This window comes from Pseudomonas aestuarii (genome assembly GCF_027988105.1).
GTDB lineage: Bacteria > Pseudomonadota > Gammaproteobacteria > Pseudomonadales > Pseudomonadaceae > Aquipseudomonas > Aquipseudomonas aestuarii.
The window spans coordinates 123,527-138,947 of record NZ_JAQJZJ010000008.1 but is presented as its reverse complement, the minus strand read 5'-3'; the positions used below and the strand labels follow the sequence as shown (position 1 = coordinate 138,947).

General features: G+C 64.3%; 15 protein-coding genes. 4 read left to right on the top strand and 11 right to left on the bottom strand.

All coding sequences use genetic code 11. The features are described from left to right. Window positions 1-51: 51 nt before the first annotated feature. Window positions 52-2,658, bottom strand: coding sequence for a leucine--tRNA ligase (gene leuS, locus PH586_RS17055; RefSeq protein WP_271348962.1), 2,607 nt, complete (start codon window positions 2,656-2,658; stop codon window positions 52-54). Between the two features lie 201 nt (window positions 2,659-2,859). On the opposite strand from leuS, the gene PH586_RS17050 reads away from it, so the two are divergent. Both PH586_RS17050 and PH586_RS17045 read left to right on the top strand, forming a co-directional pair. Continuing rightward, the gene (locus PH586_RS17050) at window positions 2,860-3,312 is read left to right on the top strand and encodes a hypothetical protein (protein ID WP_271348961.1); all 453 of its coding nucleotides are present in this window, start codon (window positions 2,860-2,862) and stop codon (window positions 3,310-3,312) included. 26 nt (window positions 3,313-3,338) lie between these two features. Next, complete coding sequence (locus PH586_RS17045; RefSeq protein ID WP_271348960.1) at window positions 3,339-4,106, top strand: YdcF family protein; 768 nt, start codon at window positions 3,339-3,341, stop codon at window positions 4,104-4,106. A 159-nt stretch (window positions 4,107-4,265) separates the two neighbouring features. Here PH586_RS17045 and lnt read toward each other — a convergent pair whose 3' ends face one another. The 5 genes from lnt to miaB form a co-directional block, all read right to left on the bottom strand. Continuing rightward, window positions 4,266-5,786, bottom strand: coding sequence for an apolipoprotein N-acyltransferase (gene lnt / locus PH586_RS17040; protein WP_271348959.1), 1,521 nt, complete (start codon window positions 5,784-5,786; stop codon window positions 4,266-4,268). Between the two features lie 142 nt (window positions 5,787-5,928). Further along, the gene (locus tag PH586_RS17035; RefSeq protein WP_238042572.1) at window positions 5,929-6,768 is read right to left on the bottom strand and encodes an HlyC/CorC family transporter; all 840 of its coding nucleotides are present in this window, start codon (window positions 6,766-6,768) and stop codon (window positions 5,929-5,931) included. Between the two features lie 39 nt (window positions 6,769-6,807). Then, window positions 6,808-7,266, bottom strand: a complete 459-nt coding sequence (gene ybeY, locus PH586_RS17030) for an rRNA maturation RNase YbeY (protein WP_271348958.1) — start codon at window positions 7,264-7,266, stop codon at window positions 6,808-6,810. After that, window positions 7,259-8,263: a PhoH family protein gene (locus tag PH586_RS17025; protein WP_271348957.1), complete on the bottom strand. Its 1,005-nt coding sequence runs from the start codon at window positions 8,261-8,263 to the stop codon at window positions 7,259-7,261. Before PH586_RS17025 ends, ybeY begins: the two co-directional genes overlap by 8 nt. 200 nt (window positions 8,264-8,463) lie before the next feature. After that, complete coding sequence (miaB, locus tag PH586_RS17020) at window positions 8,464-9,795, bottom strand: tRNA (N6-isopentenyl adenosine(37)-C2)-methylthiotransferase MiaB (protein WP_271348956.1); 1,332 nt, start codon at window positions 9,793-9,795, stop codon at window positions 8,464-8,466. A 221-nt stretch (window positions 9,796-10,016) separates the two neighbouring features. Between miaB and PH586_RS17015 the strand changes: the two genes are divergently transcribed. Both PH586_RS17015 and PH586_RS17010 read left to right on the top strand, forming a co-directional pair. After that, window positions 10,017-10,613: a thioredoxin family protein gene (locus PH586_RS17015; protein WP_333908332.1), complete on the top strand. Its 597-nt coding sequence runs from the start codon at window positions 10,017-10,019 to the stop codon at window positions 10,611-10,613. Window positions 10,614-10,749: 136 nt separating this feature from the next. Next, complete coding sequence (locus tag PH586_RS17010) at window positions 10,750-11,073, top strand: DUF1820 family protein (RefSeq protein WP_079204654.1); 324 nt, start codon at window positions 10,750-10,752, stop codon at window positions 11,071-11,073. Window positions 11,074-11,197: 124 nt separating this feature from the next. On the opposite strand, the gene PH586_RS17005 is transcribed toward PH586_RS17010, so the two are convergent. The 5 genes from PH586_RS17005 to PH586_RS16985 form a co-directional block, all read right to left on the bottom strand. Further along, entirely contained in the window at window positions 11,198-11,746 is a 549-nt protein-coding gene (locus PH586_RS17005) for a tetratricopeptide repeat protein (RefSeq protein ID WP_271348955.1), read from the bottom strand. Window positions 11,747-11,837: 91 nt separating this feature from the next. Further along, window positions 11,838-12,494 (bottom strand): hypothetical protein, encoded by a 657-nt coding sequence (locus PH586_RS17000; protein WP_271348954.1) that lies wholly within the window; start codon window positions 12,492-12,494, stop codon window positions 11,838-11,840. Next, window positions 12,494-13,783: a glutamate-1-semialdehyde 2,1-aminomutase gene (gene hemL / locus PH586_RS16995; protein WP_271348953.1), complete on the bottom strand. Its 1,290-nt coding sequence runs from the start codon at window positions 13,781-13,783 to the stop codon at window positions 12,494-12,496. The genes PH586_RS17000 and hemL overlap by 1 nt, the downstream gene beginning before the upstream one ends. 59 nt (window positions 13,784-13,842) lie before the next feature. Next, window positions 13,843-14,472 carry a thiamine phosphate synthase gene (thiE, locus tag PH586_RS16990; protein WP_271348952.1) on the bottom strand — a complete coding sequence of 210 codons (630 nt, stop codon included), beginning with the start codon at window positions 14,470-14,472 and terminating at the stop codon, window positions 13,843-13,845. 13 nt (window positions 14,473-14,485) lie between these two features. Beyond that, window positions 14,486-15,280, bottom strand: a complete 795-nt coding sequence (locus PH586_RS16985) for a hydroxymethylpyrimidine/phosphomethylpyrimidine kinase (protein WP_271348951.1) — start codon at window positions 15,278-15,280, stop codon at window positions 14,486-14,488. Between the last annotated feature and the right edge of the window lie 141 nt (window positions 15,281-15,421).

Here is a 15,421-nt window from a genome sequence, read left to right as displayed (position 1 = left end):
GCCGCCTTGCGGGCGCATCGAGCTTTGTCGGTTGGCGACTATTTAGTTGGCTTAGTTGGCGACTATGTTGACCAGCTTGCCCGGCACCACAATCACTTTGCGGATGCTCAGGCCTTCGGTGAAGCGCACTACGTTTTCGTTGGCCCGCGCCGCTGCTTCGACTTCCTCGCGGGTCGCCGAAGCGGGCATCTCGATATGACCGCGCAGCTTGCCGTTCACCTGGATCACCAGCTGCAGGCTGTCCTGCACCAGCGCCGATTCATCCACTGCCGGCCACTGGGCGTCGATGATCGCGCCCTGGTGGCCGAGTTCCAGCCACAGTTGGTGGCTGATGTGCGGGGTGATCGGGGCCATCAGCAGGGCCACGCTTTCCAGGCCTTCCTGGAGCAGGGCGCGATCCTGGGCGGTCTCTTGGTCGGCCTTTTCCAGCACGTTCATCAGGGTCATCACCTGGGCGATGGCGGTGTTGAATTTGTGGTGCTGGCCGATATCGACGCTGGCCTGTTTGATGGCCAGGTGAATGGCGCGGCGTACGTCTTTCTGGCGGTCGCTCAGGGCATTCCTGTCCAGCCCGCTGGGCAAGCCCTGGCTGACATGGGCCTGAGCCAGGCGCCAGACGCGGCGCAAGAAGCGGCTGCCACCCTCGACGCCGGAGTCCGACCATTCCAGGCTCATGTCCGGCGGGGAGGCGAACATCATGAACAGCCGGCAGGTGTCGGCGCCATAGGCATCGATCATCGCCTGGGGGTCGACGCCGTTGTTCTTCGACTTGGCCATCTTCTCGGTGCCGCCGATTTCCACGGCCAGACCATCGCTCTTCAGCTTGGCGGCGATGACCTTGCCCTTGGCATCGCGCTCGATTTCCACGTCGGCCGGGTTGAACCAGTCTTTGCCGCCATTATCCAGGGTGCGGTAATAGGTATCGGCGATGACCATGCCCTGGGTCAGCAGGTTCTTGAACGGCTCGTCGGAGTTGAGCAGGCCTTCGTCGCGCATCAGCTTGTGGAAGAAGCGCGCGTAGAGCAGGTGCAGGATGGCGTGTTCGATACCGCCGATGTACTGATCCACCGGCAGCCAGTGGTCGGCGGCGGCCGGGTCGACCATGCCTTTGCTGTACTGCGGCGAGGCGTAGCGGGCGAAGTACCAGGACGACTCGACGAAGGTGTCCATGGTGTCGGTTTCACGCTTGGCCGGTGCGCCGCACTTGGGGCAGCTGCACTCATAGAACTCCGGCATCCGCGCCAGCGGGCTGCCGGCGCCATCCGGCACCACGTCTTCAGGCAGCACCACCGGCAACTGGTCTTCCGGCACCGGCACGTCGCCGCAGCTGTCGCAGTGGATGATCGGGATCGGGCAGCCCCAGTAGCGCTGGCGGCTGATGCCCCAGTCGCGCAGGCGGAACTGGGTGCGCGATTGGCCGAGATTTTTCTTCTGCAGGGCGACTTCGATGGCGTCGAAGGCACCCGGGAAATCCAGGTCGTCGAAGTCCCCGGAGTTGATCAGGCTGCCGTGCTCGCCGTAGGCGTCCTGCCAGGGCGCCGGGGTTTCATCGCCGGCACTGGTGCGGATCACCGGCTTGATTGGTAGGTCGTACTTGTGGGCAAACTCGAAATCGCGTTCGTCGTGGGCGGGAACGGCCATAACCGCGCCATCGCCGTAATGGATCAGCACGTAGTTGGCGACCCATACCGGCAGCTTTTCGCCGGTGAGCGGATGCTCGACGAACAGGCCGGTGGGCAGGCCTTTCTTTTCCTGGGTGGCGATGTCGGCTTCGGCCACGCTGCCACTTTTGCACTCGTGGATAAAGGCCTGCAATTGCGCGTTGTTCTGTGCGGCAAGCGTCGCCAAGTGGTGTTCGGCGGCCACCGCCACGTAGGTGGCGCCCATCAGGGTGTCGGGGCGGGTGGTGAAGACCTTGAGCGTGCCGCTCTCGCCGATGCTGGCGGTGTCATAGGGGAAGCTGACTTCCATGCCGCGCGATTTGCCGATCCAGTTGCGCTGCATGGTCTTGACCTGTTCCGGCCAGCCATCCAGGTCGTCCAGGCTGCTCAAGAGCTCTTCCGCGTAGGCGGTGATCTTGAAGTAGTACATGGGGATTTCGCGTTTTTCGATGACCGCGCCGGAGCGCCAGCCGCGGCCGTCGATGACCTGCTCGTTGGCTAGTACGGTCTGGTCCACCGGGTCCCAGTTGACGGTACCGTTCTTGCGGTAGATCACGCCTTTCTCGAACAGGCGGGTGAACAGCCATTGTTCCCAGCGGTAGTAGTCCGGCTTGCAGGTGGTCACTTCGCGCGACCAGTCGACGGCCAGGCCCAGGCTTTTCAGCTGGGTCTTCATGTACTGGATGTTTTCGTAGGTCCACTTGGCCGGTGCGACCTTGTTCTTCATCGCGGCATTTTCCGCCGGCATGCCGAAAGCATCCCAGCCCATCGGCTGCAGCACGTTCTTGCCGAGCATGCGCTGGTAGCGGGCAATCACATCCCCGATGGTGTAGTTGCGCACATGGCCCATGTGCAACTTGCCGCTGGGGTAGGGGAACATCGACAGGCAATAGAAGGTGTCCTTGCCTGGCTGTTCGCTCACTACAAAGGATTTTTGCGAGTCCCAGTGGGACTGCGCGGCGGCTTCGATTTCGCGTGGCTGATACTGTTCGTGCATGGCTACCGGCGCTAAAAATAGGGGCTTGCGGAAAACGCCGTAGCATACATGACCCCCCGCAACTGAGGGAAACCCTGATTGCAGCGCAAGGCCGGCGCCAAAGCGACGCACCGCCGTTTGTCGCGGCGCTGGGCCGGTTCAAAGCCTGCCGCTAAGCTTTAAATAAGAGCTGGACGATTGAGTCCGGCATGAGGTGATTGGATGGGTGAGTTGCGACGAGCAGAGGCGTCAGGGGCCGGGGGGCTTTATGAGCGGTTGCTGCAGCGCCTGTCAGTGGCGCTGGATGAGGCCGACAGTTTGGCTCGCCTGTCTCCCGCGTCGCCGGATGAGTTGGAATTGCGTGACCTGACCTCCGCGGAGCTGGAGTTTATTCGTGCCTATATGGATCATGACCTGAACTGGTTGCGGGGTTGGCATGCGGCGGCCGAGGAGCTGGCGGTGATAGAACGCTGGCCCGCGCGCGCCGCCAAGATCAGCCGGGCCACGACGAGGTCGGTGGGTAAACCCCTTGGCAAGATCAAGCCGCTGCTCAAGCGGCGGGTACAGCTGTGCTGTGCGCTATGCGGGGCGGTTGTCAGATGGCGGCCAGGGCAGGGCGTGCAAGCCTGCTCTTCGTGTGGTTCGCAGCTGTTCCGGGCGAGCGATCAACGTTAGGCTGGCGGGCGCCCGGGAGGTGTCCGATGCCTATTCGTTACCTGTTCAAACAACTGTTGCTGCCGCCGGGCGTATTGCTGCTCGCGTTGCTTGTCGCCTGGTGGTTACGCAAGCGTTTCCCGCGTATGGCTGGTGCCTGTTTCGGCCTGGCGCTCGGCGGGCTGTGGTTGCTGAGCCTGCCCGTGGTGGTGGAGTGGTCGGCGCATGTGCTGGAGCGTGAACCGGCGCTGGCCGAGGCGCACTGGATCGATCTGGCACAGCAGGTGGATGCGATTGTCGTGCTCGGCGCTGGACGCGAACAGGGCGATCCGGCCTGGGGTGATGATCAGCCCAGTCCGATGGCGCTGGAGCGTCTGCGCTATGCCGCGCGCCTGGCCAAGGCCTCGGGGGTGCCGCTGGCGATCACTGGTGGCCTGCATTTTGGTCAGCCGCCCAGCGAGGCTGCCCTGATGACTGAGGTGCTGGCGCGTGATTACGGCGTGCCGGTGCGCTGGCAGGAGGAGGCGAGTCGCACGACTTGGGAAAACGCGACCCTTAGCGCCGAGTTACTGCATCGGGATGGGGTCAGGCGTGTGCTGCTGGTCACTCAGGCCTGGCACATGCCGCGGGCGCGCTGGTGTTTCGAGCAAGCGGGGTTTCAGGTTCTAAGCGCGCCGGTTGGCTTTCTCGGCGTGGCCAACGGCCGCCCAGGGGGCGGCTGGCTGCCGGAAAGCAAGGCGCTGTGGCAGAGCAGCCTGTTGCTCAATGAGGCGCTGGGCTTGCTGCTCTATCCCCTGGTATACGGCCAGCCATAAGCTGCAGATCCTAGATTCAGGGTGTGCGCCTGCTCAGGCTGGATGAACAGGCCGTCATCGACCCGGCTCGGTTCCCATCGTCCAATGGCAGTTGCTGGCCGGCAAGGCAGGGCGCCGAGGGCGCTGCCTGCCTGCGCTGGCCGAGTAGCCACTGCGCAGTTACAGCGTCCTGGCCATGCGCCCAGCGAGTAACGCCCAGGCCAGCAGCAGGCTGCAGAGGATCAACAGCGGCCAGCCGCGCCAGTACAGATAAGGCGTCAGCCGGTGCATGGGTACCACCTCGCCATAGAGCACGCCTTGTTCGAACTGCGGCAGTTGTTCGGTGATCCGGCCGAAGGGGTCGATCAGCGCGGTCATGCCGTTGTTGGTCGCGCGGATCATCCAGCGTCCGGCTTCGAGGGCGCGCATCTGGGCCATCTGCAAGTGCTGCAGCGGGCCGATCGAGCGGCCGAACCAGGCGTCGTTGCTCACCGTCAGCAGCAGTTCGCTCTGGGCGGCGAGCCCGGCGGCAAACTCCGGGTAGACCACTTCGTAGCAGATGAAGGTGGCGATCTGGTAGCCCTTGGCCTGCAGCAGCGGCTGGTCGGGCGAGCCGCGGGCGAAGTCTGACATCGGCAGGTTGAAGAAGGCGATCAACCCGCGCAGCACCTCCTGCAGGGGGACGTACTCGCCGAAGGGCACCAGTTTCTGCTTGAGGTAGTCACCACTGCCCTGGCCTACCACGCTGACCGCGTTGTAGTAGCGCGGCTCACCACGCGCGTTGGCCTGGCGAATGGGCACGCCGGTGATCAGTGCGGCCTGGCGCTCGCTGGCGAAGCGACCCATGACCTCGAGGTAGCCGGCCGCCTGCTCCTTGAGCACCGGTACCGCGGTTTCCGGCCAGATGATCAGGTCGGTCGGCTGGGCGCTGAAGCTCAGGTCGCGGTACAGCGCCAGCTGGGCGTTGAGTTGGGCGGGATCCCATTTCAGGTTCTGCTCGATATTGCCTTGCATGGCCGCGACCTTGAGCGGTGCGCCGGCCGGGGCGGTCCAGGCGTGGCCCTTGAGGGCGAGGCCGGCGATCCAGGGAACGGTCAGCAGCAGTATGCCGCTGGCGAGAAAGACCTTGCGCGCGCGCAGTCGTGCCAGGTTGACCAGCAGCGTCGCGCTCAAGGCCAGGACGAAGGACAGCAGCCATACTCCGCCGACGGGGGCGAGCCCGGCCAAAGGGCCGTCGAGTTGGCTGTAGCCGGCATAGAGCCAGGGGAAACCGGTGAGAAACCAGCTGCGGAAGGCTTCCTGGGCCAGCCACAGGGCTGCGAAGGCCAGGGTGTCGGCCAGTGGCGCCTCGCTGCGGCGCAGCCAGCGCGCCCACAGCCAGGCGGTCAGGGCCAGCAGCAGGCCCAGGCCGGCGACGAAGCCGAGGGTGAGGAGGGCTGCCAGGGCCGGTGAGGCGGCGCCGTAGTCATGGATGCTGACGTAGACCCAGCTGGTGCCGGCGGCGAACAGGCCGAAGCCGTAGTACCAGCCACGCCACGCCGCCTGGCGCGGGTGCAGGTCGCGCAGGCCGAGATAAAACAGGGCGATCGAGAGCAGTGCCAACGGCCACAGGTCGAACGGCGCCAGCGCCAGCGGGGTGATGGCGCCGGCCGCCAGGGCGATCAGGTTGCCCGGCCAGCCGGGGCGAGTTATCCAGTGCATTGAATGCAGGTCCTTGGATTGGGGGTGGCGCAAGGGTAGAGAGGAATGTGGAGGGGGGGAAGGTGTGTCGGGAGTAAGGGTTTGGGTATGAGGCCGCCTGTTCCCCGTGCCTTGCCCCTTATCTCCGCGATCAGGCCGCGCTTCAGCGCACCAGCGGGGTCAGGCGCAGCAGGTGGATGCGGCGGCTGTCAGCGTTGAGCACGCGGAAGCGGAACTCGCCGATTTCGGTCACTTCGTTGCGCTTGGGCAGGTGGCCGAAGGCGCTCATCACCAGGCCGCCGACGGTGTCGAACTCGTCGTCGGAGAACTGGGTGTCGAAGGATTCGTTGAAGCTGTCGATCGGGGTCAGCGCCTTGACCAGGAAATCGCCGCTGGGCAGCGGTTTGACGTAGCTGTCTTCCTCGACATCGTGCTCGTCCTCGATGTCGCCGACGATCTGCTCGAGTACGTCTTCGATGGTCACCAGGCCGGCCACGCCGCCGTATTCGTCGATCACCACGGCCATGTGGTTGTGGTTGGCGCGGAACTCGCGCAGCAGCACGTTGAGGCGCTTGGACTCGGGGACAAAGGTCGCCGGGCGCAGCACATCCTTGATGTTGAAGCTCGGCTGCTGATCCAGCAGCACCAGCGGCAACAAATCCTTGGCCAGCAGGATGCCGATCACATCGTCGAGACTTTCGCCCACTACCGGATAACGCGAGTGAGCGGCGTCGATGATCGAGGGCAGGAATTCCTTGGGCGTCTGGTTGGCTTTGATGCTGATCATCTGCGAGCGCGGGACCATGATGTCGCGAACTTGCAGGTCGGCGACCTGGATGGCGCCTTCGACTATGGCCAGTGCTTCGCTGTCGAGCAGCTTGTTCTGGTGTGCTTCGCGCAGTACTTCCAGCAGTTCCTGGCGGTTTTTCGGCTCATGAGCAAAAGCCTGGGTCAGTTTGTTTAACCAGGACTTTGGCTCGTTGCTCGATCGGTCTTCGCTCATGGGGGTTACTCGGGATCCTTGCTGGTGGGCAATAAGTTGCTATTTGTCGTCGGCATACGGGTCGGGATGACCCAGCTCGGCGAGCAGTGTGCGTTCTAGCGCTTCCATTTCTTCGGCTTCGGCATCGTCGATGTGGTCGTAGCCGAGCAGGTGCAGGCAGCCATGGATCACCAGGTGCGCCCAGTGCGCCTCCGGGGGTTTTTCTTGCTCGAGCGCCTCGCGCTCGACCACCGGCACGCAGATCACCAGGTCGCCGAGCAGGGGGATGTCCAGCATGCCGTCCGGTATATCGGCGGGAAAGGACAGGACGTTGGTGGCGTAGTCGCGCTGGCGATAGGTGTGATTGAGCTCGAGGCCTTCGGCTTCGTCGACCAGACGGATGGTCAGCTCGGAGTCGGCCGTGCGCTGGCGCAGGGCTATATCGCACCAGGCGCGAAACTGCGCCTCGCTGGGTAATCCGTTGGCCTGGGTGGCGATCTGCAGATCCAGCTCAAGCATGGCCGTTGTCCTGCTCGTCGATCAGCTTGCCATGGACCCGGTTGTCGTAATGCTCGTAGGCTTCGACGATGCGCTGCACCAGGGGGTGGCGCACCACGTCCTTGGGCTTGAAGTGGGTGAAGCTGATGCCCGGCACGTCGCGCAGCACGTCGATCACGTGAGTCAGGCCGCTCTTGGTGCCGCGCGGCAGGTCGACCTGGGTGATGTCGCCGGTGATTATCGCGGTGGAGCCGAAGCCGATACGGGTGAGGAACATCTTCATCTGTTCCAGGGTGGTGTTCTGGCTCTCGTCGAGGATGATGAAGCTGTTGTTCAGGGTGCGCCCGCGCATATAGGCCAGCGGCGCGACCTCGATCACCTGTTTCTCGATCAGCTTGGCCACCTGCTCGAAGCCGAGCATCTCGTAGAGTGCGTCATACAGCGGACGCAGATAGGGGTCGATCTTCTGCGACAGGTCGCCGGGCAGGAAGCCGAGCTTCTCGCCGGCTTCGACGGCCGGGCGCACCAGCAGAATGCGCCGGATCTGCTCGCGCTCCAGGGCGTCCACTGCGCAGGCCACCGCCAGATAGGTCTTGCCGGTGCCGGCCGGACCTATGCCGAAGTTGATGTCGTGCTCGAGAATGGCTTTGACGTAGCGCTGCTGGTTGGCCCCGCGCGGACGCACCATGCCTTTGCGGGTGCGCAGGGCGATGCTGGGCTCGGCGGTGGGGTTGGCCAGCTCCTCGACACCGGATTCCTGCAGGAACAGGTGCACCATGTCCGGTGACAGCTCCGTGCTTTTGGTTTCACGGTAGAGGCGGCGCAGCAGTTGCTCGGCGGAAGCGGTCTGCTCCGGTGCGCCGATCAGCTCGAACTGGTTGCCGCGGTTGCGGATCTCGATGTCCATGCGCTGTTCGATCAGGCGCAGATGCTCATCGAATTGCCCGCAGAGGCTGGCAAAGCGGCGAGCTTCAAAGGGTTCGAGGATGAAGCGATGAGGTTCTATGGGTGCGTTCAAGGTCGTTTGATGGCCGCCAGTCGGCTGGGGTAGTGAGGCGAAGAATACCGCTAGCAGTGCGCGCGGGAAAGCGCGGACTGCTGCGACTTTAGCATCGCCTGAGGTTGGCCTGGGAAGGGGGGGGCGTGCGCGTCACGGGGCCGAAGCCAGTGGTGCGCTCGCATGATGGTTCAGGGCGCGCTGGCAAAGGCTCCCGCCGCTCACTCGCCAAGCAGGCTGCCGCGCAATGAGTTGGGCAGCGCGTCGTCGATATGGACGTCGACGAACTGGCCGATCAGGCGTGGATTGTCGGTGCGGAAGTTGACCACCCGGTTGCTCTCGGTACGGCCCTGGAGCATGCCGGGGTCTTTCCTCGAGTAGTCGCTGACCAGGATGCGCTGCACCGTGCCGACCATGCGTCGGCTGTTTTCGGCACCTTGCTGGCTGATGCGCTGTTGCAGGATCGCCAGGCGCTGCTTTTTCAGTTCTTCCGGGGTGTCGTCGGCCAGGTCTGCCGCCGGGGTGCCGGGGCGTGCGCTGTAGACGAAGGAGTAGGAGAAGTCGAAGCCGACCTCCTCGACCAGTTTCATGGTCTGCTCGAAGTCTTTCTCGGTTTCGCCGGGGAAACCGATGATGAAGTCCGTGCTGATCAGGATGTCCGGCACCGCGGCGCGCAGCTTGCGGATGCGCGATTTGTACTCGAGGGCGGTGTGGTTGCGCTTCATGGCCGCGAGAATGCGATCGGAGCCCGACTGCACTGGCAGGTGCAGGTATTTCACCAGTTCGGGGATCTCGGCATGGGCCTGGATCAGCGCGTCGGAGAATTCCAGCGGGTGGCTGGTGGTGTAGCGAATGCGGTCGATGCCGTCGATGGCGGCCACGGCATAGAGCAGTTCGGCGAAATCGGCGAGCTGGCCCTCCGGGGTGTCGCCGCGGTAGCCGTTGACATTCTGGCCGAGCAGGGTGACTTCGCGTACGCCGTTTTCGGCCAGGTGCAGCACTTCGGCGAGCACGTCGGCCAGTGGTCGACTGACTTCCTCGCCGCGGGTATAGGGCACCACGCAGAAGGTGCAGTACTTGCTGCAGCCTTCCATCACCGAGACATAGGCGCTGGGGCCGTCGACCCGTGGTTCGGGCAGGCGGTCGAATTTTTCGATCTCGGGGAAGGAAATGTCCACCTGCGGCAGCTTGGTGCTGCGCGCGGCGGCGATCATTTCCGGCAGGCGGTGCAGGGTCTGCGGGCCGAAGACCACGTCGACATAGGGCGCGCGGTCGCGGATTGCCGCCCCTTCCTGGCTGGCTACGCAGCCGCCGACGCCGATCACCAGTTCCGGATTGGCCAGCTTCAGCTCGCGCCAGCGGCCAAGCTGGGAGAACACCTTGTCTTGAGCTCTTTCGCGAATGGAGCAGGTGTTGAGCAGGATCACGTCGGCGTCTTCAGCGCGTGCGGTGACTTCCAGGGCTTGATGTTCGCCCAGCAGGTCGACCATGCGCGAGCTGTCGTACTCGTTCATCTGGCAGCCGTGGGTTTCGATATAAAGCTTCTTGGTCATGCGCGCTCAAAAGGGTGATTCGAAGAACCGCGCATTATAGGGCGAGGCTAGAGCCGAGAAAAGCACTGGGCGCTGGAAGGCGAGATGAAAAAGCTTGAGATGGGTCCGCCAGCCGCAGATCGGCCTATCCTTGCAAGAGTGGGCATCGGGCCGATGTGCTGCTCAGGGCGTTGCGGCGCAGCGGGCTGCCGTCGGTCCGGTGGTGAAGTCAATATTCGTTAATGGAGGATGGTGTAATGGCATTAACTCCCTCGACCATGATGCCCCTGGGGACTTCGGCCCCGGACTTTACCTTGCCTGACCCGCTCAGCCAGGAGCCGGTGATTCTCTCCTCCGTGCAGGGCGCAAAGGCTACGCTGGTGATGTTTATCTGCAACCACTGCCCCTTCGTCAAGCACGTGGAGGATGCCCTGCTCGACCTGGCCAGGGAATACATGCCGAAAGGGCTCGGGGTGGTGGCCATTTCGGCCAACGATGCGCAGAGTTATCCCGAAGACAGCCCGCGCAAACTGGCGCAAAAGGCCCGCGACAAAAACTATCCGTTTCACTACCTCTACGATGAAACACAGCAGGTGGCGAAAGCCTACGGCGCGGCCTGCACCCCCGATTTCTTTCTGTTCGACGAGCAGCTGCACTGCATCTATCGCGGTCGGTTCGACGACTCGCGCCCGGGCAGCAACATTCCGGTTAGCGGAAAAGATCTGCGACAAGCCCTGGAGCGGCACCTCGACGGACGGCTCGTCGATATCGCCCAGGTGCCCAGTATCGGCTGCAGTATCAAGTGGAAGGCGGAGTCGGATAGCAGCGGTCACGGCTGAGCAGGGGCGGGCATGGGGGCGCTGTCCCGCATGCGCTTAGGCCAGGGCTGGGGGCGCGTCAAAGCGGACTTGCAGTCCTCAGTCTTATGCTATGATTTGCGCCCTCTTATTTCCCCTCCAGTCCAGACTTTCATCCATGAGCAAGCGCGAACCCATCTATAAGGTGATTTTCCTCAACCAGGGTCAGGTGTACGAAATGTATGCCAAGCAGATCTTTCAGAGCGATCTGTGGGGCTTTCTGGAGGTGGAGGAGTTCGTCTTCGGTGAGCGCACCCAGGTGGTGGTCGATCCCAGCGAAGAGAAACTCAAGGCCCAGTTCGACGGCGTGGTGCGCAGCTTCTTGCCGATGCACGCGATCATCCGTATCGATGAGGTCGAGCGCCTGGGCACGCCGAAAATCAGCGAGGCCAAGGGTGGTGGCAATGTCATGCCGTTCCCCATGCCGATGCCGGATAAATAACTCGGCAAGCGAGCCTGGTGTAGTCGGGCGGGATGGGTTGAGCGAAGCGCTACCCAGGCTGTTTGATGATGGGTGTATCGGGCTCAGCCTGCGCGGCTTGGCCCATCGTGCGAGTCAGACCCAGCTATGGCAGTGGCGCGAACGGCGATTGGCCGTCGGCCGCCTGTAGTTCGAGCAGGTAGTTGCGGAATATCTCACCGAGTACCTGGCCGGCGATTTCCAGTTCCTCGCGCTGCATGCGTGCCGAGACCAGGTCTGCACTGTCCATGGCTTCGTCCGAGCCATTTACCGCGGCCATCTTCAGCACTATATAAGCCTGCAGGTTGTTCGCCGGTACGCCTTCGCCACGAAAGAACATCATGCCCAGGCGGTATTGTGCCTGGGCATGACCTTGCAGCGAGGCCTGCTCGAACCAGCTCAGTGCTTGCGCCAGGTCGCGCGGCGTACGCTGGCCATCGTAATAGAATTCGCCCAGTTCATATTCGGCTTGCGGGTCACCGTTCTGCGCCGCTTGTTGGCAGGCGACCAGCGCGTCGGGCAGGTCTTCGGGCGCAGTGTCCAGCGAGCAACTGCCGGTTGCGGGGATCAGCAGGGTATTGCCGCCTGCGAACGCAAGCAGCGGCAGAAGAAGCAGCAGGCAGCCCAGCGATAGGGTGCGGCCGGTGCAGTTCATGGAAATCCGTATACCTCGGGAAGCGGTGCGGGGTCGAGCCCGGCCGACAAGGTGCGTCGGCGTTGGCATTATGAAATAAGCAGTGGCGTTCTTACAAAGTCTTTACGGGCTTTTCTCGATTGGCGCAATCCTCTGCATGGCCCGGCAGGGTCAGAAGCAGCCAGGCCAGCAGCAGGTAGGCCGGCGTCAGCAGGGCTTGCAGCAGGTCGAGGCGGCGCAGCGGACCGATAAAGCCGTCGCTGCCGACTGCCAGTGTGGCCAGCAAGAACAGGCCGACAACTGCCGTTGCCGCGCCTGTCGGCGTGCGTCGCGGCCACTGGATGGCGCCGGCATAGACAATCAGCAACAGGGTCGCCAGGTTGAGCAGCAGCTGGTAGTCCTCAAGCAGGTTCATTTGTCGGAACAGCTCAAAGAAAGCGCACAGCCCCAGGACCACGCGCCCCCAGTTCGGCCGGCTCCAGGCCCAGCCGCGGCCCAGGGTCAGCGCGGCCACGCCCAGCAGCGGCTGGCCGAGAAAGCTGCTGGTCTGGCTTAGCCACAGGTGCGCAGCCTGCCAGTCCGGGTCGACGGCGAAGCGCATGACGCCAACGCTGGCGGCGGCGGCCGCCAGGAGAAAGCCGAGCAGGGCGCAGAACAGCGCCGGTTGATCGGCTTCGCCATAGCCCTTGCGTGCCTTGCCGATGGCCACGGCGCTAGCCAGGCAGGCCAGGGCCAGGAGAGCGCCGGACAGGGCGGTGCTGTACTGCATCAGATTTTTTTCAGCTCGGCGAAGGCGCGCTCGGCCGCGTCGAGGGTGATCTGCAGCTCCGTCTGGCCGTGGGCGATGGAGGTGAAGCCGGCTTCGAAGGCGCTCGGCGCCAGGTAGACGCCGCCTTCCAGCATCAGGTGGAAGAAGCGCTTGAAGCGCTCGGCGTCGCTGCTCATGACGTCTTCGAAGGTGACGATGGCCTCGCACTCGCTGAAGTACAGGCCGAACATGCCACCGGCCTGAGTGGTGACGAAGGGGATACCGGCGGCATCGGCGCGATCCTGCAAGCCTTGCAGCATGCACGCGGTGTAGTCGCTCAGCTCGGTATGGAAGCCCGCGCGACTGATCAGCTTCAGGGTGGTCAGGCCGGCGGCCATGGCCAGTGGGTTGCCGGATAGGGTGCCGGCCTGGTAGACCGGGCCAAGCGGAGCGATGCATTCCATGATGGCGCGCTTGCCGCCGAAACAGCCGACCGGCATGCCGCCACCGATGATCTTGCCGAAGGTGGTCAGGTCCGGGGTGACGCCGTAATGCGCCTGGGCACCGCCGAGGGCCACGCGAAAGCCGGTCATCACTTCGTCGAAGATCAGCACCACGCCATGCTTGTCGCACTGTGCGCGCAGGCCTTCGAGAAAGCCCGGTGCCGGCGGTACGCAATTCATGTTGCCGGCCACCGGCTCGACGATGATGCACGCCACGTCCCGGCCGACTTCGCCGAGCATCTGCTCGACCGCGGCCAGGTTGTTGAACGGCAGGGTCAGGGTGTGTTGGGCGAAGGCCGCCGGTACCCCGGCGGAGCTTGGCACGCCCTGGGTCAAGAGGCCGGAGCCGGCTTTAACCAGCAAGCTGTCGGAATGCCCGTGGTAGCAGCCTTCGAACTTGATGATGCTGTCGCGGCCGGTGAAACCGCGGGCCAGGCGGATCGCGCTCATGGTCGCTTCGGTACCGGAGCTGACCATGCGCACCATCTCCATGGACGGCACCATGGCGCAGACCAGATCGGCCATCTCGGTTTCCATGGCGGTAGGCGCGCCGTAGGACAGGCCGTGTTCCAGCTGGCGGCGCACGGCATCGAGCACGTCCGGGTGGCTGTGGCCGAGGATCATCGGACCCCAGGAGCCGACGTAGTCCACGTAGCGCTTGTCATCCTCGTCCGTGACATAGGCGCCGGCTGCGTGCTTGAAGAACAGCGGCGTACCGCCGACGCTCTTGAAGGCGCGCACCGGCGAGTTGACGCCGCCGGGGATGTGCTTCTGGGCGTGGGCGAAGAGGATTTCGGAGCGGGACATGGCAGGGCCTCTCAAATATCGAATCGAATCGGGGCGAGTCGGGCCGCCCCGCAAATCAGTTAATCGGTGGCGAACAGGGCGCTGAAGGCGCGGGCGCGGCGTTCGACTTCGGCGGTCGAGTCGGCGGCGAATAGCGCGTGGATCACCGCCACCATGCTGGCGCCTCGGGCGATCAGCAGGGCGGCATTGTCCAGGGTCACGCCGCCGATGGCGACGATTGGCAGGCTGATGCGACTTTTCGCCTCATCCAGCAGCTCGACCGTGGCGCTGGGGGCGCCGGGCTTGGTGTTGGAATCAAAGAAGCGACCGAAGGCGACATAGCTGGCACCCTCCCGGGCGGCGGCTTCGGCCAGCCCAAGCTGTGCATGGCAGGTGCCTCCGATGATCGCCTGGCGCCCGAGCAGGGCGCGGGCGGCGGACAGCGAGCCGTCGGTCTGGCCCAGGTGCAGGCCGACGCCGAGGCGTGCGGCCAGTTCGGCGTCGTCGTTGATGATCAGGCCCGCACCGTAGCGATTGCACAGCTCGCGCAGGGCTTCGGCCTGGCGCAGGCGGCGCGCCTCGTCGCTGGATTTGTCGCGGTATTGCAGCAGGGTGGCGCCGCCTTTCAGCGCCGCCTCGGCGTAAGGCAGCAGCTTGCCGCCAGCCAGCAGCTGGCTGTCGGTGATGGCATACAGGCCACGCAGTTTCATCGACGGCTCTCCATCAGCAGAAATCCAGGGGCAGGCGGCGCGGGATGTACTGGCCGTGGCCAGGTTGCTCGGCGTCGCGCAGGGTGCGCCAGGTGTAATCGAGGGCGAACTGCACGGCGCTGACCAGCTCCTGGCCGAGGGCCAGGCGACCGGCCAGGGCGCTGGCCAGGGTGCAACCTGAGCCGTGGTAGCTGCCCGGCAGGCGCTGGCAGGTGAAGGTGTGGCGGCTGCCGTCGCGGCAATACAGGCGATTATGAACCTGGTGCTCGTCGCCATGACCGCCGGTGATCAGCAGGTGCTGGATATAAGGCAGCAGCTTCTCCGCGCATTCATCGGCGGTGCCGTCCGGCAGTTCGGCGAGGATGCGCGCTTCCGGCAGGTTTGGCGTGGCGATGGTGGCGACGGGAAACAGGCGTTCGCGCATGGCGTAGCCGACTTCATCCTTGCCCAGCGCGCCACCGCCGCCGGCGCGCAGAACCGGGTCGCAGACCAGCGCAATGCCCGGCAGCTTGTGCATGATCTGCAGCACGGTCTCGACCATCTCGACCGAACCGAGCATGCCCAGTTTGACGGCCTCTACCGGCAGGTCGGCGATCACCGCATTGGCCTGGGCCAGCACCCACTCGCGATCGAGCACGCGGAAGTCGGAGACATTGACCGTGTCCTGCACGGTCAGCGCGGTGACTGTCGGGGCGGCGTGGCAGCCTTGCGCGAGCAGGGCTTCTATATCGGCTTGCAGGCCGGCACCACCACTGGGGTCGTGGCCGGACAAGCAGAGCACTACGGGGCGGGAAGTAGGCGTTTTCATGGTGCGCGAGCTTAGCATTAAATGGCCCCGATTGAACCGCGGGGCATAGGCTGCGCATAACTCGGGCTGTGGCGATTGGCGTAGGGCATCCAGATCGTATCGGCGGTGTTAGCCAGCCGGTGCATGAGGGCTGCCTGCCTG